Here is a 24768-nt window from a genome sequence, read left to right on the forward strand (position 1 = left end):
GGCAGCACCGTGCGGGCGGGAGCTTCGCCATCGAGGGGCCATGGCTGCGCCCGAACCTGAGGCCGCTCTCCGCCCGCACGGTGCTGCCCGTGCCCCTGCCGAAAGCCGCCAGCGCCTATGCGCCCTGAGCGCCGATGCCGCCGCGCGGGACGCGAGGGGCGGTGACGCCGTCCGCAGGCAGGGTCTCGCCGAGATCGGCCGGCGGCGGCTGCCGAGGGCTCGGTCGCCGTCCGCGCCGCGCCGGGGCCGGCCAGCGACAGGAACGGCGCCTGGGCGATCCGGGACATCCTCTGGTCCTCGCGCGGCAGCCGGCCGGACCGCGCGGTCCATCGTCGTCGGGGCCGGTGCGGTCGGGCGTCGGTTTCACTGCGGCGTGATGAGGACGACACCGGCCGGGCCGAAAGGGGCCTGCGGCCGCCCGCGCGGGAGCCGGTGCGGTTTGAGACGCACCGCACGATGATTGCGACGGTGGCGCACGGTTCGACCCGGCGCACCACCTCCTCCGTCGGGACGGACGACTGGCGGCCCTCCCATGCCGCGTGGCAGAGGGTCCCTTCGCGTGGCGTCCTGCATGCGCGCCCTGTTTGACGGCCGGACCGGAGGCCGCGCTCAGGAGGGCGGTCCGCCGATCGTCTGCAGGAGGCCGTCCACGAAGTCCGGCACCGCCTGCGTGGCCGGGCCGTAGGTGGCCTGGGCGAACAGGCCGGCCGTGTCGGAGGGGGCGAGGTTGATCTCGTGGGTCGGGATCCCGGCCGCCCGCGCCCGGGCCACGAAGCCCGCCGCCGGGTAGACCGCCCCGGACGTGCCGATGGCGACGAACAGGTCCGAGGTGTCGAGGGCCTGCGCGATGGCCTCGAGGTGGAGCGGCATCTCGCCGAACCAGACCACGTCCGGGCGCATCCCGCCCCGCTGCCCGCAGGCCGGGCAGGCGGTCTCGACGGAGAGGTCCTCGGCCCAGGGGAGGCCCTGGCCGCAGGCGATGCAGCGGGCCCGCATCAGCTCGCCGTGCATGTGGACGACCGCCGTCGCGCCGGCGCGCTCGTGCAGGTCGTCGACGTTCTGGGTGCAGAGGAAGAGCCGGCCGCCGCGGGCGGCGAGACCCGCTTCCAGACGCACGAGCGCCGCATGGGCGGCGTTGGGCGCGGCCGCCCGCGCCCCCTGCCGGCGCAGGTTGTAGAAGGCGTGGACCTCCTCCGGCGCGTCTGCGAAAGCCTCGGGCGTGGCGAGCCGCATCGGGTCGAACCGCCGCCACAGCCCGTCCGGGTCCCGGAAGGTGCCGAGCCCGCTCTCGGCCGAGATCCCGGCCCCGGTGAGCACGAAGACGTCGCGGAGGCCGGGGCTCACGGGCGGTCCTCCCATCCGGGGTGCGGTTCGAGCCACGACGGGGTCACGATTGTGTCGAACTTCGCATCCGGCAGAACAATGCCGGCGCGAGACCATCGCGGTGCCGTGGCTGAGACCTCCGTTGAGACTTTATCAATTCTTGGCATGGACAATTCCTGTCACCCATCCTAAGTGAGGATCGTGCCCGCGCGCATGGCCGCGGGCGACTGATTCCGAACAGATCGCTTCAGGACATTCAATGACGCGCCACCGCGCGAGACCGTCATTCACGGTCGAGATCAAGCGCAGCCGCACCTCCCCCCTGCCCGACGGCGAACGGCCCCAGAGCGAGCGCCCCGCCAGCAAGCCGTCGGCAGGCTTGTCGCCCGAGGCCGCGGGACTCTTCAAGACGCCAGGCGCCCCGAAAGCCCCGGCGGGGGCCCCCGCTCCGAGCGAGCCCGAGAACCGGCCCTCTTCCCCCGGCCGTAGCCTGTGGGCCGGGACCGGCCTCTTCGAGGAAGCCGCCGCCGCCACCCAGTCCGGCCGCTTCGACCCGCCGGATCCGCCGATCTTCAGCAAAGCGCCCGTCGGCAAGGCACCCACCGAGACACAGGCCGACAAGGCCCTCGCGGCCAAGGATCCTGGCGTGAAGGATCCTGGCGTGAAGGAGTCCTCTGCCAAAGAGTTCGCTGGCAAGACCCCGGCGCCGCCGGCTCCCGCCAAGCGCGTCCTTCCGAGCCTGATCGCCCCGCCGGAGCCGGAGCCCGAGCCGGAGATCGCGCCCGAGCCCGAACCCAAGCTGCCCCGGGTCCGCCGCTACCGCGCCACCGAGCCGACCCCGCCCCGCCGCGCTGCCGGGCCGCGCCCCGCCTTCGTGTGGCCCGAGGACTGGCCCGACGAGGCTCCGATCCAGACGCCGTCGCCGATCACCGTGCCGGCCTCCGCCCAGCGCCAGGACAGGATCGAGCTGCCCAAGTCCGTGTCCAAGACCAATTCCGTGTCCGAGTCCAAGTCCAAGTCCGAGGTTGGAGCCAGGTCCGACGCCGGGCCGCCGGCGCAGGAGGCCGGCGAGATCCGCCCCCGCGTGAAGCGCCGCACCGGCGACGAGGATCTGCGCATCGGCCAGCGCTGGAAGCGCCGGCTCCCCCGCGTGTGCTGGTAGCGGACCGGGCCGGCCGGCCCGTCGCGGACCGGAACGGTCCGCCGTACCGGCTGGTCATCCTCGATTTCGACGGCACCCTTGCCGATACCTTCCCGTGGTTCGCCCGGGTGCTGCCCGGCGTGGCCGACCGGTACGGCTTCCGCCGCCCGGCCGCGCAGGAGGTCGAGACCCTGCGGGCCCTGGAGGCGCGGGCGGTGTTGCGGCACCTGGAGGTGCCGGGCTGGAAGCTGCCGCTGATCGCCCGCCACATGCGTGGCCTTGCGGCCCGCGATGCGGCGGACCTCGCGCTTTTTCCGGGGATCCCCATGTTGCTCGCCCGGCTGCGGACCGGCGGCCTTCGCCTGGCGCTCGTCAGCTCGAACCGCGAGGACGTGGTGCGCCGGGTGCTCGGGCCGGAGAGTGCCGGCCTGATCGAGCTTTATGCCTGCGGCGCGGCCGTCTCCGGCAAGGCGCGGCGGTTCCGGGCGGTGGTGCGGGCGAGCGGCGTCCCTCGCGCTCAGGTGCTGTGCCTCGGCGACGAGCTGCGCGACCACGACGCGGCAGCGCGGGCCGGCCTCGCCTTCGGGGCGGTGACCTGGGGCTATACCCGGGCGGAGGCGCTCGCCGCCGCGGGGCCTGCCCACCTGTTCCCCACGCCGGAGGCGGTGGCGGCGGTGCTCCTGCCCGGTGCGGCGTGAGACCAACGGCCGAAGATGCTGACGCATCGAGTCGATCTCGGGCAGGCCCGAGATCGACGCGGCCGTTGACTCCATCTGCAAGTGTCGATGCCAAGCCCAGATGTCCGGGATTGTGGGCCTGGCGACAATTCGCGAGCGGCACCAAAGGTCGTTTCCAACCACCGTTGGTCTGACGCCTTCAGTAGTGCGGCACCGTCCGGTGCTCGACCAGCGGCGCTTCCATGCGGAAATGCAGGCCGGTCGGCTTGAAGTCGAAGCGGATGTCGGCGCCGCACTGCATGGTGAGCACCCGTTGCAGCAGGGTCGAGCCGAAGCCCTTGCGGGTCGGCTCCGCGGTGCGCGGGCCGCCGCGCTCGGTCCAGTCGAGGCGCAGGCGGCGGCCGGTCTCGCCCTGGTCGACGGCCCAGGCCACGGTGATGCGCCCCTCGGGCAGCGACAGGGCGCCGTGCTTGGCGGCGTTGGTGGTCAATTCGTGGATCGCCATGCCGGTCGGCACGGCGAGGTCGGCGGTCAGCTCGACATGCGGCCCCGTGAGGGTGATGCGCCGGCCGGATTCGTCGTTGTAGGGCCCGAGCTCGTTCTCCAGCATCTCCTGGAGCGAGGCCATCTGCCAGTAATCCTCCGTCAGGAGGTTGTGGGTCTTGGCGAGCGAGATCACCCGGGCCGAGAAACCCTGGTAGAACTCGTCGACGCTGGTGGCGCCGCGCGCCGAGGCGCCGAGCAGCGCCTGCACGGTGGCGAGCGTGTTCTTCACCCGGTGATGCAGCTCGCGGATCAGCAGGGCCTGGCGCTCGGCGGTCTGCTGGCGCTCGTGCAGGAAGGCTGCCGCCTCGCGCTGGCGCCGCCGCGCCCGCACGGCAAAGCGCGCCGCGGTGACCAGGGTGGCGGGGTGGAACGGCCGCTCGAGCAGGGTGACGTTGCCGAGGGACTCCGTCAGCCGCGCCTCCGGCGGGGTGCCCCGCAGGGTGAGCAGCACGAAGGGATAGTCCGACCACGGCTCCTGCCCGGCCAGATAGGCGGCGAGCCCGTGCCGGTCCGAGGCGCGCAGGGCCTCCTCGGTGAGGACCGCGCAGCTGCCTTCGTCCAGGCGGGCGACGAGGCCCGGCAGGTCGGCGCAGATCTCCGTCCGCAGGCCCGCCTCCTCCAGGATGCTGGAAGCCACCGCGGCGTCGCGCCCGGCGGGGGCCAGGATCAGGACCGGGGGATCACTCTCTTTCATGCTTGTCCCGGTCCGGCCGATCGCGCTCGGCAGTCTCACCCTCGGCCAGGAGGCGGCCAAGCGCGCCGTGGTAGCTCGGCACGCCGGTCAGGACGCCCCGGAAGCCGGTCAGCGGCTCGCCCACACGCAAACCCTCGCCGTCGATCCGAAGTTCCCGGATGGTGTCCTCGTGCGGCCCCACCCTCTTCTTGACCACCGACACCGCGCGGCGCAAGTACCCGTCCGCCTCGAAGAACCGGAACAGGACCACGGTGTCGCTAAGGTAGGTGAGATCGACCGTCGTGGACATCTGCCCGACGAGGCCGTGCTGGGCGAGCACGAGCAGCGTCGTGACGCCCTGCTGGTTCAGGTAGGTCAGAATTTCGTGCATCTGCAACAGCAGGTATTGCTCGCCCGGCATCGCGTTCTGGTAGCCGGTGAGCGAATCGATCAGCACCACGCGCACGCCCGCCTGCTCGACGGCGTCGCGCACCATCGCGACGAGCTCGCCCGGCGAGACCTCCGCCGGATCGATCTGCTCGACCCGCAGGCGCCCCTCCGCCACCGCCTCGGCGATGTCCATGCCGAGGCCGGCGGCCCGGCGCATCAGGATCCCGGTCGGCTCGTCGAAGCTCAGGATCAGCCCGCTCTCGCCGCGCGCCAGGGCCGCCGTCACGTAGGCGAGCGCGGTCGAGGACTTGCCGACCCCCGAGGGGCCGAGCAGCATCGTGCTGGTGCCCCGGTCGAGCCCGCCGCCGAGGAGGGCGTCGAGGCCCGGATTGCCGCTGCCGAGGCGGTCGATGGCGTAGGGGTGGTGATGCTCGGCTGCGATCAGCCGCGGGAACACCACGAGGCCGCCGCGGCGGATGACAAAATCGTGGTAGCCGCCGCGGAAATGCGTGCCGCGCATCTTGATCACCCGCAGGCGCCGGCGCTCGCCGCCATACAGGGGGGCGAGCTGCTCGAGCTGGATCACCGCGTGGCAGAGGCTGTGCAGATTGAGGTCGTCCTGCTCGGCGGTGAGGTCGTCGAGGAGGAGCGCGGTGGTGTCGTGGATCAGCAGGTAGCTGCGGAGCGCCAGCACCTGGCGGCGGTAGCGCAGGGAGCCTTGCGACAGCAGGCGGATCTCCGACAGGCTGTCGAACACCACCCGCTGCGGCTTGACCCGGTCGATCTCCGCGATGGCGAGCCGCACGGTCTCGCCGAGTTCGAGGTCGGAGGAATGGACCAGGCTCTGCTGCTGGCGCGGATCGAGGCTGAGTTCCGGCGGCACCAGCTCGAAGATCTCGATGCCCGCCAGCGACCAGCCGTGGCGGGAGGCCACGGAGGCGAGCTCGCGCCGGCTCTCCGACAGGGTGATGTAGAGGCAGCGCTCGCCGAGCCGCGCCCCGTCGCGGAGGAATTGCAGCGCCAGGGTGGTCTTGCCCGAGCCCGGCCGTCCCTCGACCAGATGGGCGCGGTTGGCCGCGAAGCCTCCTTCCAGGATGGCATCGAGGCCCGGCACGCCGGTCGGGACCGGGGCTGCGTCGTCGGACGGGAAAAGCACGGAATCGGGCATGGAGGGCTGGCAGGCTTGTCTGAGATCGGCGGCCGCCGGCTCGCGGCGCCCGGCGCGGGCCTCCGGCTTGTGGCAAAGAAATGCGGCGAGAACAAAGGGTCATACACCCGCGGTGTGTCTGTCCGCAGGAGGCGCGCCGGGCCGGGCGTCGCCGGGCGCCCACACCGGGGAAAAAGCCCGTGCCGGCTCTTGACGGGGCGTGGCTTCACGCGCATGTGAGACGGGTCCGTGCGCGGCCGAGGACTCGGCCGTGCGCGGCATCATCGGAATCCTTCATCCCCCATGCCCAGCGACAGTAGTCGACGGACCGCGCCGCCTCGGTGCCGCCTCGCGTGACCCGCGCCTGATCGCTGATCGGGCTCGCCCGCGACCGGCCCGATGCGGCCGGTCGAACGAGGTGAGCCATGACCCTGATGACGACGGGCGCCCGTTCCGGCGCCGCCGCCACCCACGACCGCAGCGTCGTGATCGTGCTTCTTCTGATGCTGGCCCTGGTCTTCGGACCCGCCATCGGCCTCCACGTGGCCTCCCACCTGTTCGGCCCCGGCGCGGCACCGGACGGCCTCCTCTCGGCCGTTTCCGCCGAGGCGCCGCGGGGCGGAAGGGGCTGAACCCGGGGGCGTCGCGTCAGGCCGCCCCCCGCCCCCGCAGGATCAGGACCGCGCCGGCGAGCAAGAGCGCGGCCCCGATCCAGGTCTCCAGGCCGAGGCCGCCCTTGCGGCCGGTGAGCCCCATCGCGTCGCCGGCGATCCCCGCCGCCAGCTGGCCCGCCACCACCAGTGCGACCGTGACGGTCGCGCCCTGCTGCCGGTAGCCATAGAGGCTTGCCGCCACGACCAGCGTGCCGAGCAGTCCCGGCAGCAGGAACCAGGGCTCCGCCCGCTCCGCCAGGCGCAGCGGGAAGGCCGCGCCGTTGCGCCAGACCTCGACGAGGCCAAGCAGCGACAGCCCGACCAGCGAGTTGAAGACCAGCGCCCCGGTCAGCCCGGTCCCCCGCGCCACCATCGCCCCCATCAGTGCGTTCTGCACCACCAGGGCCGCCCCGGCGACGAGGCAGAGGAGCGTCGCGCCGGTCATCGGGCGGCTCCGGCTGGATGGGACGAGGGGGCGGGATCGGATGGCATGGCGCGGCTCCTGTCGGGCCCCGATCATCGTCCATGAGGGTTGATTGTCAAAAGTCGGACATGGGACGGTCCTCGGCTGGGACCGCTTTCCGGGGACTTGGAAACCCGCTACGTCTGTGGCGGACCGATTCCGGCAGGCCCCGCGCCCGGCCGGGAACGGACCGTGATCGTCGGTGCGCTCTTCGACATCGTAAAATGCAAGCCTGATCAAAGGCTTCTCGGAAGGGTGTTCCCCGCATGCGCGGGGATGAACCGCGAGTTTCCGTGGCTGCCGCCTACTGAGCGCAGTGTTCCCCGCATGCGCGGGGATGAACCGGATCTTCTTCGAGAGGTTGAGCGCCTCCTGGCGTGTTCCCCGCATGCGCGGGGATGAACCGCTTATCCAGGATCTAGAGGAGTCTGCTGCGCTGTGTTCCCCGCATGCGCGGGGATGAACCGCCGCCCGCGCCATCATCGCCGAGGGCTGTGGCGTGTTCCCCGCATGCGCGGGGATGAACCGTTCGCCGACGAGGGCGAGAAGGACTACCAGCAGTGTTCCCCGCATGCGCGGGGATGAACCGCGATCTCGGCGCCCTCCCCGACGACGAGGGAGGTGTTCCCCGCATGCGCGGGGATGAACCGCACGCGCCAGAGATCAATGAGGGTGTGTATTGGTGTTCCCCGCATGGCGGGGATGAACCGCCGGCACGAAGATCAAGGTGGACGTGGACTCTGTGTTCCCCGCATGCGCGGGGATGAACCGGATCTCCTGCCCGAGTACCGGGCGATCGAGAAGTGTTCCCCGCATGCGCGGGGATGAACCGTCGTCGGGCGGCCCGCGCGTCCGACACACCCAGTGTTCCCCGCATACGCGGGGATGAACCGCTGCCGGAGCGATCGACGAACTTGCCGGACTTGTGTTCCCCGCATACGCGGGGATGAACCGTCGACGTTCGACTCGATCCCGATGCCCTTGTAGTGTTCCCCGCATACGCGGGGATGAACCGCCGCCATCCGCCGCGTTCAACTCCGGATCGGCGTGTTCCCCGCATACGCGGGGATGAACCGCCATCAAGGCGATGTCGTCCGCCCTCAAAGGCGTGTTCCCCGCATGCACGCGGATGCACGCGGAGGACCCGAGCGTTATCTGCCGCATCGACGCGATCGAGGCCTGTTCCCTGGGCCCGCCGGGGTGAAGCAGAGCCTTCATGCCACGCCACCACCTTCCCGCGCCCGCCGAAACCCGCTACGCCTCCCCCACCATGCCGACCGAATCCTCCTCACCCGTCACCGTCGCCGCCGGCTCTGTCCGGTTCGGCAACCACCTGCCGCTGAGCCTGATCGCCGGGCCTTGCGCCCTGGAGGGCCGGAGCCATGCGCTCGAGGTTGCGGGCGCCCTGAAGGAGATGACGGCATCTCTCGGCATCGGCCTCGTCTTCAAGTCCTCGTTCGACAAGGCCAACCGCACCTCGGCCGGGTCGAGCCGGGGAATCGGCCTTGCCCAGGCGCTGCCGATCTTCGCCGAGATCCGCGAGACCCTGGGGCTGCCGGTCGTCACCGACGTGCACGAGGCCGGCCACTGCGCCGCCGCGGCGGAGGCGGTGGACGTTCTCCAGATTCCGGCCTTCCTGTGCCGGCAGACCGACCTGCTGCTGGCGGCGGCCGCCACCGGCCGGGTGGTCAACGTCAAGAAGGGGCAGTTCCTCGCCCCCTGGGACATGGCTCATGTCGCGGCCAAGATCACCGGGGCCGGCAATCCCAACGTGCTGCTGACCGAGCGCGGCGCCTCCTTCGGCTACAACACCCTGGTGTCGGACATGCGCGCCCTGCCGATCATGGCGCAGGTGAGCGGCGGCCTGCCGGTGGTGTTCGACGCCACCCACTCGGTGCAGCAGCCCGGCGGCCAGGGCGCCACCTCCGGCGGCCAGCGCGAATTCGTGCCGGTTCTGGCCCGGGCCGCGGTGGCGGTGGGGGTCGCGGGCGTGTTCATCGAGACCCATCCCGATCCCGACCGGGCGCCCTCCGACGGCCCCAACATGGTGCCATTGCGCCGGATGCCGGCGCTGCTGGCCGAGCTTCAAGCCTTCGACCGGCTCGCGAAAGCACGGGGATCGGACGGGGCCGGCGGCTGACCGGGCGGCGGCGATGCAGGCCGTGGAAACGCCTCGGGCCGAGTCGCCCTCGCGCCTGATCGCGGTCCTGGCCGCCGGGGGCTTCGCCAGCACCTTCGCCGGACGGGTGGTGGAGCCGCTCGTCGGCGTGCTCGCCCGCGATCTTGCGAGCCCGCCCGCCACCGTGGCGCTCCTCTCCACCGCCTTCGCCCTGCCCTATGCGCTGATCCAGCCGGTGCTCGGGCCGGTGGGCGATGCGCTCGGCAAGGAGCGGGTGGTGGTGGCCTGCCTAGTCGTGCTGACCCTGGCGCTGGGCGCCTGCATCGTCGCCGACGACATCGGCACCCTGTTCGGCCTGCGCATGCTCGCCGGGGCGGCGGCCGGCGGGGTGATCCCGCTGTCCCTCGCCATGATGGGCGATCGCATCCCGATCGCGCAGCGCCAGGTGGCGATCGGCCGCTTCCTCGTCGCGGTGATCCTCGGCCAGCTCTCCGGCTCCACCCTCGCCGGGCTGATCGAGGGCGCGATCGGCTGGCGCGGGGTGTTCGGTCTCGCCGCCGGGGTCGGGGCTTCGGGCCTCTGCGGCGTCGCCCTCGGCTTCGCCCGGCGCCTGCGTGCGCCCGGCGGGCGCTTCGCCCTCGCGCCCGCCCTCACCCGCTACCGCGCCATCCTGCGCACCCCCCGCGCCCGGGTGCTGTTTTCCGCCGTCTTCGTCGAGGCGATCGCGGTGTTCGGCATCTTCCCGCACCTCGCCCACCTGATCGAGGCGCGCGGCGAGGGCGGCCCGAAGGAGGCCGGGCTGGTGCTGGCGGGCTTCGCCGCCGGGGGGCTCGCCTATTCGCTGACCGTCGGGCTGCTGCTGCGTTTCCTCGGCCAGACCCGGATGCTGATGGCGGGCGGCGCGGTCTCGGCCGGAGCGCTGCTGGTCGTCGGCCTCGCCGGCTCCTGGCAGGCCGATGCGGCGGCGCTCGTGGCCCTCGGCCTCGGCTTCTACATGCTGCACAACACCTTCCAGGTGCAGGTGACCGAGGTCGCGCCGGAGGCCCGGGCCTCGGCGGTGGCGCTGCACGCCTTCTCGTTCTTCTGTGGCCAGGCCCTCGGCGTCGCCGTGATGGGGCTCGGCCTCGAAGCCCTCGGCCAGCTGCCGGCTCTGGCGCTCTGCGCCGCCGCGATCCTGGTCCTTGGGCTCGCCACCGCCCGGCGCCTGGCCCGCGCGGGCTGACGATCGGATTCGGCGACAAGTTCAGCCGGAATTCAGGAAGCCGGTGCGAGGATCAGCCTCAGTCACGCCGGGCCGGCGCGGCGGCCGGGTCGATGATCCGGCGCATGCAGGGCCGGCTGTCCCGGGGGCACGATTGCGGGAACTCTGACCCGCCGAGCTGGTTACCCGGGTCACATGGTTTGAACGAAAGCAGGAGATCAACGATGCGCAAGCTGGCGATCATCCCGGCGCTCGCCGTCGCCCTCGGCGCGATGTCCACCGTCGCGCCCTCCCCGGCGCAGGCTCAAGGGTGGCGCGGCCATGGCTACGGCCACCATCACCACGGCTATGGCCGCGGCTATGCTGGTCGTCCTTATGCCTATGGCGGTCGCCGCCGCGGCATCTCGCCGGGCGCCGCGGTCGGCCTCGGCATCGCGGGTGCCGCCGTGGGGGCGATCGGCGCGGCGGCGGCGGCCGATGCGGCCCGCCGCAACGGCTATGGCTATTATGGCGCTCCGGCCCCGGCCTATGGCTACGGCTACTGAGGACGCCCGAACCGCGAGTGGTTCGTGAGGAGCGGCCGGGGCGACCCGGCCGCTCTTCTTGTCTTTAAGATCAACCGCCCAGGATGCTGACGCATCGATTCGATCTCGGGCAGGTCCGGGATCGACGGGGCCGTCAACCCATCTCGAATTTTCGACGTCAAGCCCAGATGTCCGGGATTTTGGGCTTGGCGAAACTTCGCGAACGGAACCAAAGGTCGGTTTCTTTCGACCGCTGGTGAAAGATCAGCCGCGCGCGCGATACGGCGGCACGCCCTGATCGGGCAGCCAGACCGAGGCGGGCGGGGTGCCGGTCTGCCAGAACACGTCGATCGGGATGCCGCCGCGCGGATACCAGTAGCCGCCGATGCGGAGATATCGCGGCTCCAGCAGCGCGGTCAGCCGGCGGCCGATGCCGACGGTGCAATCCTCGTGGAAGGCGCCGTGATCGCGAAAGCTGTGCAGGTAGAGCTTCAGCGACTTCGACTCGACCAGCCACTGGTCCGGCACGTAGTCGATCACCAGGATGGCGAAGTCGGGCTGTCCGGTCACCGGGCAGAGCGAGGTGAATTCCGGCGCGGTGAAGCGGGCGCAGTAATCGGTATCCGGGTGCGGGTTCGGCACGCGGTCGAGCTGGGCCTCGTCGGGCGAGCGCGGCTGGGCGCTGAGCTGCCCGAGCTGGCGAGCGTGGTGCGACAGGTCTTGGGTCATCGTGTACTGGGTCATGGCCGTCCTATAGACCCGCGCGGGCCCGCGCGAAACCGCCCGCCCGCCGGCGGATCGACCCGGGCCGGCAAGCGCCGACCCGCGTGCCTGCATCCCCGATTGCTTCCCCTCTGGGCAGCCTGCCGCCTTCACCACCGATGGGCGGCTTGCCGCAGGCGGCATCTTGGCCGATAAGCCGCGCGAACGCTCGAAGCCTGCCCGAGAGATCCTCTCAATGACTGCGATCACCAACATCGCCGCCCGCCAGATCCTCGACAGCCGGGGCAACCCCACCGTCGAGGTCGATGTTCTCCTCGAGGACGGCTCCTTCGGCCGCGCCGCGGTGCCCTCCGGCGCCTCGACCGGCGCCCACGAGGCGGTGGAGCTGCGCGACGGCGACAAGTCCCGCTACGGCGGCAAGGGCGTGCTGAAGGCCGTCGAGGCGGTCAACGGCGAGATCCTGGACGCCATCGGCGGCATGGATGCCGAGGAGCAGGCCGCCATCGACGAGGCGATGATCGAGCTGGACGGCACGCCGAACAAGGCCCGTCTCGGCGCCAACGCGATCCTGGGTGTTTCGCTCGCCGTCGCCAAGGCCGCCGCCGAGGCGTCCGGCCTGCCGCTCTACCGCTATGTCGGCGGCACCCAGGCGCGGATCCTGCCGGTGCCGATGATGAACATCATCAACGGCGGGGCGCATGCCGACAACCCGATCGACTTCCAGGAATTCATGATCATGCCGGTGGGCGCCGACTCGCTCGCCGAGGCGGTGCGCTGGGGCGCCGAGGTGTTCCACACCCTCAAGGGCGCCCTGAAGAAGGCCGGCCACAACACCAACGTGGGCGACGAGGGTGGCTTCGCCCCGAACTTGCCCTCGGCCGAGGCGGCCCTCGACTTCGTGATGGACTCGATCCGCGCCGCCGGCTTCCAGCCCGGCCGCGACATCGTGCTGGCGCTCGACTGCGCCGCCACCGAGTTCTTCAAGAACGGCGCTTACGTCTACGAGGGCGAGGGCCAGACCCGCGACCCCGAGGCCCAGGCGACCTACCTCGCCAAGCTGGTCGACGCCTACCCGATCCTGTCGATCGAGGACGGCATGTCCGAGGATGACTGGGCCGGCTGGAAGGCGCTGACCGACAAGGTCGGCAATCGCTGCCAGCTCGTCGGCGACGACCTGTTCGTGACCAACGTCACGCGCCTGTCGGAGGGCATCGCCAAGGGCACGGCGAACTCGATCCTGGTGAAGGTCAACCAGATCGGCTCGCTCACCGAGACCCTGGCCGCCGTCGACATGGCGCACCGCGCCGGCTACACCGCCGTGATGTCGCACCGCTCGGGCGAGACCGAGGACGCGACTATCGCCGACCTCGCCGTCGCGACCAATTGCGGGCAGATCAAGACCGGCTCGCTCGCCCGCTCGGACAGACTGGCCAAGTACAACCAGCTCATCCGCATCGAGGAGGGCCTGGGCTCACAGGCCCGCTACCTCGGCCGTGGCGCGCTGAAGGTCGGCTGAACCTCGTGGGGTGGAGGGGCATCGGACGCCCCTCCCCGCCTTTAAAAACATCATGCCTTGCAGGCCGCCTCCGGGCGGCCTTTTCGGTGGGCGCGCAGAGTCCGTAATGGCGCGAACACCACGACGTTGCCGGCCAGCACCAGGGCGAAGCCGAGAGCGGCGAGCGGCGTCACCCGGTAGCCTTCCGCGAAGACCGAGATCGTGAGCGCCACGACCGGAAACAGCACGGTCATGTAGGCGGCCTTCTCGGGGCCGATCCGGTGCACCACCGTCAGGTAGGCGGTGAAGCCGATCACCGAGCCGGGAATCGCGAGGTAGAGGAGCGCCCCGACATAGGCCGGCGACGGATCGAAGCCGAACGGCACGCCGCGCAGGGCCGCGACCGTCGCCACCAGGGCGGCGCCGTACAGCATCCCGTAGGCGTTCACCGTGGCGACCGGCAGCCCATGGCGCTGGTTGCGGGCCGAGACGAGATTGCCGGCCGAGAAGAACCAGGTGCCGAGAAGCGCGAGGCCGAGACCGATCGCGGTGTCCCGGTCGAGGGCGGTGCCGATGAGCGTGTCCCGGAACAGGCAGGCGATGCCGAGAAGCCCGATCACCGCCCCGGCGAGCACCCGCGGCGCCGGGCGGCGGCGGTGGAAGAAATAGGCGTTGGCGACGTTGAACACGGTGGCGGCGGAAAAGACCACCGAGACGATCCCGCTCGGGACCGAGCGCGTGGCGAGGTAGAAGCAGGCGAAGTTGCACGAGAACAGGCACACAGCCTGCAACAGCACGAAGGGCTGGTGCCGCCACGGAATGGTCTTGATCCGCCCGCTGAGGGCCAGCGCACAGAACAGCACCGCGCCGGCCAGCGCGAAGCGATAGGCGATCGACGCCTCGAAGGCGATCGCACCGAGCTGGTGCTTGATGGCGATCCAGGTCGTGCCCCAGATGAGCACGGTCAAGGCATAGAGGAAGGCGGTCACGGCGTGTCGGTTTCCGGTGGGCTTGTGAGCCACCGGCATAGGCCGGGCCGGCGCCCGCGGGCTTCCCGGTTCCGGCGGTGGCGTTGCCGATTCTTGGGGTTTTCAGCACCCTCACGGCTGCGGACCCGGTTGCCGGACATCCCGGGCACCCCCTACGGTCTCACGGCGACGACCTTCTGGCCCACACCGTGACCGAGCCGAATCCCGACGTCCACGACGCCCTCTCCCGCACCGGCGCGGCGCTCCTGCGCAACGTCGAGATCGGGCGCGGGCTGTCGCTGGCCGAGTGGCGGAACCGCGACAACCGCGCCCGCTACGACCGGCCGGACCATCACACTTTGAGCCTCTATCTCGAAGGCGGCGAGGGCGTGGTGCGAGAGGACGGCGCGGTATCGGGCGGCGGGCCGGACAAGCTCTGCCTGCTGCCCGCCGGCCACGAGAGCCGGTGGCTGATCGGCGGTCCCTTACGGATGCTCCACCTCTACGTCGCGCCCGAGACGCTGGCCTACCAGGCGGTGAGCGCCCTCGACGTCGATCCCCGCGCGATCTCCTTACGCGAGCTGACTTTTGCCGAGGATCCCGCCACCGCGATGCTGATGCGCGGCGCCGTCCTGCCCCTCGACTGGGCGGCGGGTGCCGACCGGATGGCGCTCGGGAGCGCCTGCCACCTGCTGCTCCACGCCCTGCTGCGGCGCCATGCCGGCCGCGGCGCGCGGGCGGTGACGGGCGGCCTCGCGCCCGCCATCCGGCGCCGCATCGCGGATCTGATCGAGGCGCGCCTCGCCGAAGCCCTGAGCCTTGAGGTCCTGGCCGACGAGGCGGGCCTGAGCACCTTCCACTTCGCCAAGATGTTCAAGGCGAGCTTCGGCGTGCCGCCACACCGCTACGTGACCGAGCGGCGGATCGCGCGGGCCAAGGCGCTGCTGGCGGAAGGGCGGACGAGCCTCGCCGAGATCGCGCTGACCTGCGGCTTCGCCTCGCAGAGCCACTTCACCCGCCGCTTCGCCCAGGCGACCGGCCTCACGCCGGCGGCGTGGCGGGGGGCTGCGTGAGGCTCCGCGGGTGATGTCTCGCGTCACGCCGCCGGCTTGTCGGCCCGCGTCACGCTGAGCGGCAGGCCCAGCGCCTGCAACACCGCCCGCACCGTCTCGAAGCCCGGATTGCCGGTCTGCGAGAGTGCCTTGTAGAGGCTCTCGCGGCTCAGGCCCGCCTCGCGGGCGATCTGGCTCATCCCACGGGTGGGGGCGACGATCCCGATCGCGTCGCGGATCAGCGCGGGGTCGCCGTCCTCAAGAACGGCCTCGATGTCCAGCGCGATGTCCTCGTCGGTTCTCAAATGCTCCGCCGTGTCGTGCAGAAAATCTCCAGCGGCATCATCACACCTCATTCGCGAGGGACTTGCGGTCCGGGCTTGGCGGTCCGGGCTTGGCGGTCCTGATGTCTCGTTCCTGGCTGCTCTTGTTCCGGCCGCAGAACAGGATAACCAAGGTCGTCCCGCGCTGGACGAAGTAGACCCGCTATCCCGGGCCGTCGTCGATCCTCATGTCCGAGACGCTTTCGCTTGCGAGCTTCACATCTCCCGGATTGCCCAGGCGCATCCGGTTGATTCGTGCCTCGATCCGCACCGCCGCCCGCCGATCATGCAGGCCGTCGATCCAGGCAGCGCATGTGGCGGTTCGGCGGATCTCGACCACGCGGTATCGTATCCGACAGGATACAGTTTCGTCAGGCTCCACGCTTCATGTCGAGGGCCGGTCGTCGGTCGCGCTTTACGCCTTCCTTAACCCTCCCACCCCATCCTCGCCCGCATGGTAGTCCGTCGTCGCGCCCGTGCCGTCCTGTTGCCGCTCGGCCTCTACGCCGTGTCGATCCTCGTGGTCGGCTACTTCCTGCACGAGGCCGAGAGCGGAAGCCGCGGCCTCGAAGCCAAGCGGGCCCTGAAGATCCAGGCCTACAACCTCCAGCAGGAGCTCGATGCCACCAAGGCCGATCGGGCCGAGTGGGAACGGCGCGTGGCGCTCCTGCGCAGCGACCAGATCGACCGCGACCTCCTGGAGGAGCGGGCCCGGGTGGTGCTCGGCCGCGTCCATCCCAACGACGTCGTCATCATCACCCCGTGAGGCGGAAGGCTGCGGAGAGACCACTCCGGGGAGCGGCTTTCCGTCCCGAACCGCTCGATTTGCGCGGCCACCTGCCCTAGAAACGCTCCCATAAGGGTAGCAGCCGGGAGGGTGCCGATGGAAGCCGCGAAAGAGGCGCGCCGCGGGAGCGACGAGACCCGCGAGAAGGCGGCCCCGCCGCACACGGCCTCGAACGTTCCGGCCTTCAGCCGTGACGAGGACCTGCACGCCTATCGCGAGATGCTGCTGATCCGCCGCTTCGAGGAGAAGGCCGGCCAGCTCTACGGCATGGGCCTGATCGGCGGCTTCTGCCACCTCTATATCGGCCAGGAGGCCGTGGTGATCGGGGTCCAGATGGCCTCGAAGGACGGCGACCAGGTCATCACCGGCTACCGCGACCACGGCCATATGCTGGCCTGCGGCATGGACCCGAAGGGCGTGATGGCCGAGCTGACCGGCCGCCGGGGGGGCTATTCCCGCGGCAAGGGCGGCTCGATGCACATGTTCTCCCGCGAAAAGAATTTTTATGGCGGCCACGGCATCGTCGGTGCCCAGGTCTCTCTCGGCACCGGAATCGGCTTCGCCAACAAGTATCGCGGCGATGGCGCGGTCAGCCTGACCTACATGGGCGACGGCGCGGCCAACCAGGGCCAGGTCTACGAGAGCTTCAACATGGCGCAGCTGTGGAAGCTGCCCGTGGTCTATGTGATCGAGAACAACCGCTACGCCATGGGCACCTCGGTCTCGCGGGCCTCGGCCCAGACCGACTTCTCGAAGCGCGGCGTCTCCTTCGGCATCCCGGGCGAGCAGGTCGACGGCATGGACGTGCGCGCCGTGCGCGAGGCGGCGACGCGGGCCATCGCGCATGCCCGCGACGGGGAAGGGCCCTACATCCTCGAGATGCAGACCTACCGCTACCGCGGCCACTCGATGTCCGATCCGGCCAAGTACCGGACCAAGGACGAGGTCGCCCGCATGCGCGAGGAATCCGACCCGATCGAGCAGGTCCGCAAGCGCCTGCTCGGGGCCCACACGGTGCCGGAGGACGAGATCAAGGCGGTCGACGCCAAGGTGCGGGAGATCGTGAACGAGTCGGCGGAGTTCGCCACCAATGATCCCGAGCCGGATCCGTCCGAGCTTTGGACCGACATCCTGCTCTGAAGGTCGGCGACATGGACCGCCAGAAGTTGAGCGAGGCCGTTCTGCGCGCTGTGCGCGACAATGGTGGCAGGGCGACTATCGTCGAGATCGCCAGGCATATTTGGATCAACCATGAGGCTGATCTAAAAGCGGCAGGTGATCTATTTTACACATGGCAATATGAGATGCGTTGGACGGCACAAAAGCTGCGCAACGCCGGGCAGCTCGCATACGCTCGCGAGAATGGGCGCAACGTTTGGCAGCTGGTGAAATAATGGCGACCGACATTCTGATGCCCGCCCTCTCGCCGACGATGGAGCAGGGCAAGCTCGCGAAGTGGCTCAAGAAGGAGGGTGACCCGGTCAAGGCCGGCGACATCCTGGCCGAGATCGAGACCGACAAGGCGACCATGGAGGTCGAGGCGGTCGACGAGGGCGTGCTCGCCAAGATCCTGGTCGCCGACGGCACCGACAACGTCGCGGTCAACACCCCGATCGCCGTGCTCGCCGAGGAGGGCGAGGATCCGAAGGGCGTCCAGGCGGGCGGTTCGAAGGCGAACGGCAAGGATAAACAGGAGGGCCAGACGGCCCCTGCCCCCGACATGCACGCCGAGGGCCAGGCCGAGCGCCCCGCCCCTGACGCCAAGACTGAAGCCGACACGCCGGTCGAGACACCCGCCTCGCCTGCGGTGATCACCAACCGCAGCGACGATCGGGCGATGGCGGAGATCCCCGAGGGCACCGAGATGGTGACCCAGACCGTCCGCGAGGCCCTGCGCGACGCGATGGCCGAGGAGATGCGCCGCGACGACACCGTGTTCGTGATGGGCGAGGAGGTCGCCGAGTACCAGGGCGCCTACAAGATCACGCAGGGGCTGTTGCAGGAATTCGGGCCCAAGCGCGTCGTCGACACGCCGATCACCGAGCATGGATTCGCCGGCGTCGGCGTCGGCGCGGCGTTCACGGGCCTGCGGCCGATCGTCGAGTTCATGACCTTCAACTTCGCCATGCAGGCGATCGACCAGATCATCAACTCGGCGGCCAAGACCCTCTACATGTCCGGCGGCCAGCTCGGCTGCCCGATCGTGTTCCGCGGCCCCAACGGCGCGGCGGCCCGGGTCGGCGCCCAGCACAGCCACGACTACGCCGCCTGGTACTCCAACGTGCCGGGCCTGAAGGTCGTGATGCCCTACACCGCCTCCGACGCGAAGGGCCTTCTGAAGAGTGCGATCCGCGACCCGAACCCGGTGGTCTTCCTCGAGAACGAGATCCTGTACGGCCAGTCCTTCCCGGTGCCGAAGCTCGACGACTTCACGGTGCCGATCGGCAAGGCCAAGGTCCATCGCGCGGGCAAGGACGTGACGATCGTCACGTTCGGCATCGGCATGACCTACGCCCTCAAGGCCGCCCACGAACTGGCCGAGGCCGGGATCGAGGCCGAGGTGATCGACCTGCGCACCATCCGGCCGATGGATTCGGAGACCGTGGTCGCCTCGGTGAAGAAGACCGGCCGCTGCGTCACCGTCGAGGAGGGGTTTCCGCAATCCGGAATCGGCGCCGAGATCGCCGCCCGCCTGATGGTCGATGCCTTCGACTATCTCGACGCCCCGGTCCTGCGCATCACCGGCAAGGACGTGCCGATGCCCTACGCGGCGAACCTCGAGAAGCTCGCCCTGCCGAACGTCGCCGAGGTGATCGCGGCGGCCAAGGCCGTCTGCTACCGGTGAGCCCCATGACCGACGACGCGCCCCGCTTCGAGGCCCTCGACGTTCCGCCCGACGCCCGGGAGCAGGGCGGCATCGAGGTCCTGCGCGCTGCCGTGGTCGACGGCGCGGTGAGCTTTGCGTTGCGCCGCTCCTTCGAGGACCCGGCCACCTGGGGCCGGCTGCTGGTCGACCTCGCCCGTCAGGCGGCGCGGGTCTATGCCCGCGAGACCGGGATGTCCGAGGAAGAGGCGTTCGCCCGCATCCGCGCCGGGATGGAGGCCGAGAGCCTCGATCCCGAAAGCCTCAACTGAGGCGCCTCATGGCCGGGGCCGCGCCGCGCTGGGCCACCTACGCCGATCTCGAGGCGGTGCCGGACCCCCTCGTGGCCGAGATCGTCGACGGGGTGCTGGAGACGCATCCGCGGCCGCGGCCGCTGCACAGCATCGCGTCGGCGCGGCTGTCGGGTGAACTGGATCGTCCTTTCTCCCGCGGGCGCGGCGGCCCGGGCGGCTGGATCTTCATGATCGAGCCCGAGCTTCACCTTGGGCCGCACGTGGTCGTGCCCGACCTCGCCGGCTGGCGCCTCGAACGCCTTCCGGTCATCCCGAAGACCGCCTTCGTCGAAACGTCGCCCGACTGGGTCTGCGAGATCCTGTCCCCGTCCACCACACGGCTCGACCGCGGGCCGAAGCGGCGGATCTATGCCGAGTTTGCCGTCGGTCACCTCTGGCTGCTCGATCCCGCCAATGGCGTGCTCGAAGGCTTCGCGCTCGTGGGCGACCGCTGGCTGCTCCTCGGCACCGTGGAGCGCGGCGGCGAAGTGGTTCTGCCGCCCTTCGAGGCCGCCCCGTTCCCGCTCGACGACCTCTTCCCGATTGAGGCTTCGCCTCCTGACGATCCGGCCGCCCCTCCTCCCGCCGAGACCTGAATCCATGCCGATCAACGTCCTGATGCCCGCCCTCTCGCCGACCATGGAGAAGGGCAACCTCGCCAAGTGGCTCAAGAAGGAGGGCGACACCGTCAAGTCGGGCGACGTTCTCGCCGAGATCGAGACCGACAAGGCGACCATGGAGGTCGAGGCGGTCGACGAGGGCGTGCTCGCCAAGATCGTGGTGCCGGAGGGCACCGCCGACGTGCCGGTCAACGACCTGATCGCTCTCATCGCCGAGGAGGGCGAGGACGTGGGCAGCGTGCAGGCCGGCGGCAACGGGCAGGGGAAGGCGGCAGAGGCGCCCGCAAAGGCGGAAGCCGCCAAGACCGATGCCACCAAGACCGATGCCGGCAGGACCGAGCCAGGAAAGCCCCAGGCTCCCGCCGGCAACGAGACGCCCGGCGGCGGGACGATGTCCTACGAGCGGGTCGACACGGCGCCGGAGGGCGCGCGACCGGCAGCCGGCAAGGCGAACGGCGCCGCCCCGCCGACATCGGGAGGGCGCCTGTTCGCCTCGCCGCTCGCCCGCCGCATCGCCAAGCAGGAGGGCCTCGACCTCGCGGCGGTCCAGGGCTCGGGCCCGCACGGACGGATCATCGAGCGCGACGTGCGCGCCGCCCTCGACGGCGGGACGGCCAAGCCCGTACCGCAAGCCGCCGCCAAGGAAGCTGCCGCAAAGGAAGCGGCCGTCCCCGCCGCGAAGCCCGACCCGGCGCCAGCCCCGAAGCCCGCTGCCGCCCCGCCCTCCGGCCTCACCGCCAAGCAGGTGATGGGGATGTTCGAGCCCGGCTCCTTCGAGGAAGTGCCCCTCGACGGCATGCGCAAGACCATCGCCAAGCGCCTGGTCGAGTCGAAGCAGACCGTCCCGCATTTCTACCTCTCCCTCGACGTCGAGCTGGACGCGCTCTTGAGCTTGCGCGAGCAGGTCAATGCGGGGGCGGCGAAGGACAAGGACGGCAAGCCGGCCTTCAAGCTCTCGGTCAACGACTTCGTCATCAAGGCGCTGGCGCTGGCGCTCCAGCGGGTGCCGGCGGCGAATGCCGTCTGGGCCGAGGACCGGATCCTACGGTTCCGCCACTCCGATGTCGGCGTCGCGGTGGCGATCGACGGCGGGCTGTTCACCCCGGTGATCCGCAAGGCCGAGCAGAAGACTCTCTCGACGATCTCGGCCGAGATGAAGGACCTCGCGGCCCGCGCCCGCACCAAGAAGCTCAAGCCGGACGAGTACCAGGGCGGCACCACCGCGGTGTCGAATCTCGGCATGTTCGGCATCAAGTCGTTCGGCGCGGTCATCAACCCGCCCCACGGCACCATCCTGGCGGTCGGCGCCGGGGAGGCCCGGGTGGTGGCGAAGAACGGCGCCCCCGCGGTGGTCCAGGCGATGACCGTCACCCTCTCCTGCGACCACCGGGTGGTCGACGGGGCGCTCGGCGCCGAATTGCTCGCGGCGTTCAAGGGGTTGATCGAGAGCCCGATGGGCATGCTGGTTTGAGCCCCGTCGCCCCGCCCTCCCCGGAGACCTGAATGTCCGACACCTACGACATCCTCATCATCGGCGCCGGTCCCGGCGGCTACGTGGCGGCGATCCGGGCCGCCCAGCTCGGCTTCAAGACGGCGGTGGTGGACCGCGAGCACTTGGGCGGCATCTGCCTCAACTGGGGCTGCATCCCCACCAAGGCGCTGCTGCGCTCGGCCGAGATCTACCATTACATGCAGCACGCCAAGGATTACGGCCTGACGGCGGAGAATGTCGGGTTCGACGTCTCGGCCATCGTCAAGCGCTCGCGCGGCGTCTCGGGCCGGCTCAACGGCGGCGTCGGCATGCTGTTGAAGAAGAACAAGGTCGACGTGATCTGGGGCGAGGCCGCGATCGAGGCGGCGCCGAAAGGCAACGAGGCCGGCCGGGTGGTGGTGCGGGAGACCACGCGCGCCGAAGCGCCGAAGGGCGCCAAGGCCGCGGGCACCTATGGCGCCAAGCACATCATCGTGGCGACCGGCGCCCGCCCGCGGGCAATTCCGGGCATCGAGCCGGATAAAAAGCAGATCTGGACCTATTACGAGGCCATGGTCCCGCAGACGATGCCCAAGAGCCTGCTGGTGATGGGCTCGGGCGCGATCGGCATCGAGTTCGCCTCGTTCTACCGCACCATGGGCGCCGAGGTGACGGTGGTGGAAGTGCTGCCGCAGATCCTGCCGGTGGAGGACCACGAGATCGCCGCCCATGCCCGCAAGCGCTTCGAGAAGCAGGGCATCAAGATCCTCACCGGCGCCAAGGTGGCCAAGGTCGAGAAGGGCGCAGATGCGATCACCGCCACGGTCGAGACCGAGGGCGGCAAGACGCAGGAGATCACGGCCGAGATCCTGATCTCGGCGGTCGGCGTCGTCGGCAACATCGAGACTCTCGGCCTGGAAAAACTCGGCGTCACGATCGAGCGCGGCATCGTCGCCACCGACGGGCTCGGGCGCACCAGCGTGCCGGGGATCTACGCCATCGGCGACGTCGCCGGCCCGCCGATGCTGGCCCACAAGGCCGAGCACGAGGGGGTGCTCTGCGTCGAGACCATCAAGGGCCTGCACACCCACCCGATGGACAAGGGCAAGATCCCGGGCTGCACCTATTGCCAGCCGCAAGTCGCCTCGGTCGGCCTCACCGAGGCCAAGGCCAAGGCGCAGGGTTTCGACGTGCGGGTCGGCCGCTTCCCCTTCGCGGGCAACGGCAAGGCGATCGCGCTGGGCGAGCCCGACGGCTTGGTGAAGACGATCTTCGACCGCAAGACCGGCCAGCTCCTCGGCGCCCACATGGTCGGGGCCGAGGTGACCGAGCTGATCCAGGGCTACGTCGTGGCGATGACCCTCGAGACCACCGAGGAAGAGCTGATGCACACGGTCTTCCCGCACCCGACCCTCAGCGAGATGATGCATGAGAGCGTGCTCGACGCCTACGGGCGGGTGATCCACACCTGATCGGGGCCGACGCCCGAGACCAGTAGTCCGGGATGCCGACGCATCACCGTCGATCCTCGGCAAGGCAGGACCGGACCCAACAGTCGTTGTCTGACGACCGTTGGTACGACGTACCGGGGACGGGGACGGGGCCGGCGCAAGGGGGCGGCCTCACTGGCAGGCCACGAACCCGGTCATGGCCTTCGCCGCCTCTGCGAGGTCGGCGGGATCGAGCTTGATTCCCGCGGTCGTCCCCGGCTGGATGGCGATCTGATTCGATTCCAGGAACGTCGCCAGCATCGTGCTCTTGATGGCAAAGTTGATGTTCTGCGGGAAGTCGCCGGATGCGAGGGCGACCTTGAGCACGTTGAGTTTGGCGGCGACAACGCCGACGATGTTCCCATAGCCATCCAGGAGCGGCCCGCCCGAGTTGCCTTGCTGGACGGGGGTGGAGATCTGGTAATACCGGCTGTCGTCGCCCAAGCCCGAGAGGGCCGTGACGTTCCCGAGGGTGAAGTTGCCGGAACTCGCCAGGATGTCCGCATGGGGATAACCGAAGGCGGCCACGCTCTCGCCGAGTCGCGTCCCCATGCGGACCGAGGCGAACTTTGCCCCCTTCGCATCGTCGATGGCCAGAAGGGCGAGATCGTTGCTGCCATCCGTCGCCACGAGACGCGCCGGATGGGCCGCCTTGTTGTCGTTGAGCTTGACCGCGATGAGCTTGCAGTCCTTGATGACGTGGGCGTTCGTCACGAAGGTCCCGCGCGCATCCACGAAGAAGCCTGAGCCGGTCGATATGCCCTTGTCCTCGGCCTTCGGCGGGACGGACGGTGGCGAGGGCGTCGCCACCGCTGGAGGCATGGCCGAGGGGAGCGGCGGATTCTCCCGCGCGACGGGCTGCGCCGGACCAGGGACCCGCACGGGAGGCGTCGTGGCGACCTGAGGGGGCGGCTGCGATGCGCCGGGAGGCTCGATCATCGGCCGTCCGTTCATCACCGAGCCGAGCGACGCCGACATCAGGATCGCGACACGCTCGCCGCCGACATTCCCCTTCGCGTTGTCCCAGAACAGCGAGAAGCCAAGGACCCCGTCGGCGTCCTGATGGTAGCGAAGATACTCGTCCTTGCCGCCCGGGGAGGTCGCCGAGATGACGAACCACCCGTCCTTGATGACGCTGTAATTGACAGCGTAGCGATTGCGGCGCTTCCGCTCGAGCGTCTCCGAATAGACGAGATCGATGCCGATCGATGGAAAATAATTGTATTTCACGCTCAAACGGTCGATGGCGTCCTCGAATGCAAGGCCGTTCTTGTTGGCGGCGGGGCGCAGCGCCAGGCCCTGCGGGATCCAGATCGGACGACCACGCCACGGATGCTCGATCAGCTTGAAGTTCCACAGGCCGAGCATCGGCACGGCGGCCTTGATGAGCGTATCGACCGTCTGCCTGCTCAACGCCCCATCCGGCCAAAGGCCATTCTCCTCCTGGAAGCGCTTGGTCGCCTCGAAGGTGCGCAGGCCGAGGCTCTCGGTCGGAACGGAGGTTTGGTGACCGGTGGCGATCAGCAGGATTTGTGAAAGCACACGGGAGCGCAAGCTATGCTCTTCGTTGAAGATGTGGTCCGCCCTCGCGAAATCCGGCGTCCGCACCTGAGCGGTTGCGGGGTGAGCCGCCAATCCGGCAACAAGAGCAAAAACGAAGCGACGCATTGGATGGCAGTCCCGGCACTCGTCAGTGCAACGTTGCAATGAATCGGCCAAGTGTCAAACGCGATAGGCCTGTGCCGCCAAGTTTGGCGCGTGGCTGCCCACAGCCCAGGGGCGTCGAGCCGTCTCCTTCGTGGATAGGATGAACAAAGTTCTCTGAA

Annotated in this window: 25 protein-coding genes and 2 CRISPR repeat arrays; of the genes, 16 read left to right on the forward strand and 9 right to left on the reverse strand. The window is 70.0% G+C overall.

All coding sequences use genetic code 11. The annotated features are described in order from the left end of the window. Window positions 1-609: 609 nt before the first annotated feature. Window positions 610-1359 carry an NAD-dependent deacylase gene (locus VP06_RS13865; protein WP_048464368.1) on the reverse strand — a complete coding sequence of 250 codons (750 nt, stop codon included), beginning with the start codon at window positions 1357-1359 and terminating at the stop codon, window positions 610-612. Window positions 1360-1582: 223 nt separating this feature from the next. Here VP06_RS13865 and VP06_RS13870 point away from each other — a divergent pair, with 223 nt between their 5' ends. Both VP06_RS13870 and VP06_RS13875 read left to right on the forward strand, forming a co-directional pair. Beyond that, window positions 1583-2485 carry a hypothetical protein gene (locus tag VP06_RS13870; protein WP_048464369.1) on the forward strand — a complete coding sequence of 301 codons (903 nt, stop codon included), beginning with the start codon at window positions 1583-1585 and terminating at the stop codon, window positions 2483-2485. Continuing rightward, window positions 2476-3162 (forward strand): HAD hydrolase-like protein, encoded by a 687-nt coding sequence (locus VP06_RS13875; RefSeq protein ID WP_245291172.1) that lies wholly within the window; start codon window positions 2476-2478, stop codon window positions 3160-3162. The genes VP06_RS13870 and VP06_RS13875 overlap by 10 nt, the downstream gene beginning before the upstream one ends. 178 nt (window positions 3163-3340) lie before the next feature. On the opposite strand, the gene VP06_RS13880 is transcribed toward VP06_RS13875, so the two are convergent. Beyond that, entirely contained in the window at window positions 3341-4381 is a 1041-nt protein-coding gene (locus tag VP06_RS13880; RefSeq protein ID WP_048464370.1) for a sensor histidine kinase, read from the reverse strand. Beyond that, entirely contained in the window at window positions 4368-5918 is a 1551-nt protein-coding gene (locus VP06_RS13885; protein ID WP_048464371.1) for an ATPase domain-containing protein, read from the reverse strand. The genes VP06_RS13880 and VP06_RS13885 overlap by 14 nt, the downstream gene beginning before the upstream one ends. A gap of 404 nt (window positions 5919-6322) precedes the next feature. Between VP06_RS13885 and VP06_RS13890 the strand changes: the two genes are divergently transcribed. Further along, entirely contained in the window at window positions 6323-6529 is a 207-nt protein-coding gene (locus tag VP06_RS13890; protein WP_048464372.1) for a hypothetical protein, read from the forward strand. Window positions 6530-6545: 16 nt separating this feature from the next. Here the strand turns inward: VP06_RS13890 and VP06_RS13895 are convergent, their stop codons facing one another. Further along, on the reverse strand, window positions 6546-6995 hold the full coding sequence (locus VP06_RS13895; RefSeq protein ID WP_048464373.1) for a DMT family transporter: 450 nt from the start codon (window positions 6993-6995) through the stop codon (window positions 6546-6548). Window positions 6996-7268: 273 nt separating this feature from the next. Then, a CRISPR array of direct repeats spans window positions 7269-7664; the repeat unit is 29 nt; unit sequence GTGTTCCCCGCATGCGCGGGGATGAACCG. Window positions 7665-7755: 91 nt separating this feature from the next. Beyond that, window positions 7756-8150: a CRISPR direct-repeat array (repeat unit 29 nt; unit sequence GTGTTCCCCGCATGCGCGGGGATGAACCG). Window positions 8151-8283: 133 nt separating this feature from the next. On the opposite strand from VP06_RS13895, the gene kdsA reads away from it, so the two are divergent. The 3 genes from kdsA to VP06_RS13910 all read left to right on the forward strand — a co-directional run bounded on the left by kdsA (window position 8284) and on the right by VP06_RS13910 (window position 10878). Then, entirely contained in the window at window positions 8284-9153 is an 870-nt protein-coding gene (kdsA, locus tag VP06_RS13900) for a 3-deoxy-8-phosphooctulonate synthase (protein ID WP_048464374.1), read from the forward strand. A gap of 13 nt (window positions 9154-9166) precedes the next feature. Beyond that, window positions 9167-10354 (forward strand): MFS transporter, encoded by a 1188-nt coding sequence (locus VP06_RS13905; RefSeq protein WP_048464375.1) that lies wholly within the window; start codon window positions 9167-9169, stop codon window positions 10352-10354. A gap of 203 nt (window positions 10355-10557) precedes the next feature. Then, window positions 10558-10878 (forward strand): hypothetical protein, encoded by a 321-nt coding sequence (locus VP06_RS13910; protein ID WP_048464376.1) that lies wholly within the window; start codon window positions 10558-10560, stop codon window positions 10876-10878. A 243-nt stretch (window positions 10879-11121) separates the two neighbouring features. On the opposite strand, the gene queF is transcribed toward VP06_RS13910, so the two are convergent. Continuing rightward, window positions 11122-11586, reverse strand: a complete 465-nt coding sequence (gene queF / locus VP06_RS13915; protein WP_048464427.1) for a preQ(1) synthase — start codon at window positions 11584-11586, stop codon at window positions 11122-11124. 229 nt (window positions 11587-11815) lie between these two features. On the opposite strand from queF, the gene eno reads away from it, so the two are divergent. Beyond that, entirely contained in the window at window positions 11816-13096 is a 1281-nt protein-coding gene (gene eno / locus VP06_RS13920) for a phosphopyruvate hydratase (RefSeq protein WP_048464377.1), read from the forward strand. 50 nt (window positions 13097-13146) lie between these two features. Here the strand turns inward: eno and VP06_RS13925 are convergent, their stop codons facing one another. After that, on the reverse strand, window positions 13147-14064 hold the full coding sequence (locus VP06_RS13925; RefSeq protein WP_063928387.1) for a DMT family transporter: 918 nt from the start codon (window positions 14062-14064) through the stop codon (window positions 13147-13149). Window positions 14065-14252: 188 nt separating this feature from the next. Between VP06_RS13925 and VP06_RS13930 the strand changes: the two genes are divergently transcribed. Then, window positions 14253-15116: a helix-turn-helix transcriptional regulator gene (locus tag VP06_RS13930; protein ID WP_245291173.1), complete on the forward strand. Its 864-nt coding sequence runs from the start codon at window positions 14253-14255 to the stop codon at window positions 15114-15116. Window positions 15117-15139: 23 nt separating this feature from the next. Here the strand turns inward: VP06_RS13930 and VP06_RS13935 are convergent, their stop codons facing one another. Both VP06_RS13935 and VP06_RS38740 read right to left on the reverse strand, forming a co-directional pair. Further along, window positions 15140-15451 carry an addiction module antidote protein gene (locus VP06_RS13935; protein ID WP_048464379.1) on the reverse strand — a complete coding sequence of 104 codons (312 nt, stop codon included), beginning with the start codon at window positions 15449-15451 and terminating at the stop codon, window positions 15140-15142. 130 nt (window positions 15452-15581) lie between these two features. After that, window positions 15582-15758, reverse strand: a complete 177-nt coding sequence (locus VP06_RS38740; RefSeq protein WP_342586820.1) for a hypothetical protein — start codon at window positions 15756-15758, stop codon at window positions 15582-15584. Between the two features lie 114 nt (window positions 15759-15872). On the opposite strand from VP06_RS38740, the gene VP06_RS13945 reads away from it, so the two are divergent. The 8 genes from VP06_RS13945 (at window position 15873) to lpdA (ending at window position 22924) form a co-directional block, all read left to right on the forward strand. Next, a complete protein-coding gene (locus tag VP06_RS13945) occupies window positions 15873-16184 on the forward strand; it encodes an FtsB family cell division protein (RefSeq protein WP_048464380.1) in 312 nt (103 codons plus the stop codon). Window positions 16185-16301: 117 nt separating this feature from the next. Continuing rightward, on the forward strand, window positions 16302-17345 hold the full coding sequence (gene pdhA, locus VP06_RS13950) for a pyruvate dehydrogenase (acetyl-transferring) E1 component subunit alpha (protein ID WP_048464381.1): 1044 nt from the start codon (window positions 16302-16304) through the stop codon (window positions 17343-17345). Window positions 17346-17356: 11 nt separating this feature from the next. Next, on the forward strand, window positions 17357-17599 hold the full coding sequence (locus tag VP06_RS34950; RefSeq protein WP_082167382.1) for a hypothetical protein: 243 nt from the start codon (window positions 17357-17359) through the stop codon (window positions 17597-17599). Then, the gene (locus VP06_RS13955) at window positions 17599-19050 is read left to right on the forward strand and encodes a pyruvate dehydrogenase complex E1 component subunit beta (protein ID WP_048464382.1); all 1452 of its coding nucleotides are present in this window, start codon (window positions 17599-17601) and stop codon (window positions 19048-19050) included. Before VP06_RS34950 ends, VP06_RS13955 begins: the two co-directional genes overlap by 1 nt. Window positions 19051-19055: 5 nt before the next feature. After that, window positions 19056-19340 carry a DUF5076 domain-containing protein gene (locus VP06_RS13960; protein ID WP_048464383.1) on the forward strand — a complete coding sequence of 95 codons (285 nt, stop codon included), beginning with the start codon at window positions 19056-19058 and terminating at the stop codon, window positions 19338-19340. A gap of 8 nt (window positions 19341-19348) precedes the next feature. After that, entirely contained in the window at window positions 19349-19957 is a 609-nt protein-coding gene (locus VP06_RS13965; protein WP_048464384.1) for a Uma2 family endonuclease, read from the forward strand. A gap of 4 nt (window positions 19958-19961) precedes the next feature. After that, window positions 19962-21452 carry a pyruvate dehydrogenase complex dihydrolipoamide acetyltransferase gene (locus tag VP06_RS13970; protein ID WP_048464385.1) on the forward strand — a complete coding sequence of 497 codons (1491 nt, stop codon included), beginning with the start codon at window positions 19962-19964 and terminating at the stop codon, window positions 21450-21452. Between the two features lie 32 nt (window positions 21453-21484). Next, complete coding sequence (lpdA, locus tag VP06_RS13975; RefSeq protein WP_048464386.1) at window positions 21485-22924, forward strand: dihydrolipoyl dehydrogenase; 1440 nt, start codon at window positions 21485-21487, stop codon at window positions 22922-22924. Between the two features lie 150 nt (window positions 22925-23074). Here lpdA and VP06_RS13980 read toward each other — a convergent pair whose 3' ends face one another. Beyond that, a complete protein-coding gene (locus VP06_RS13980) occupies window positions 23075-24661 on the reverse strand; it encodes a trypsin-like peptidase domain-containing protein (protein ID WP_245291174.1) in 1587 nt (528 codons plus the stop codon). Between the last annotated feature and the right edge of the window lie 107 nt (window positions 24662-24768).

Source organism: Methylobacterium aquaticum, assembly GCF_001043915.1.
Taxonomy (GTDB): domain Bacteria; phylum Pseudomonadota; class Alphaproteobacteria; order Rhizobiales; family Beijerinckiaceae; genus Methylobacterium; species Methylobacterium aquaticum.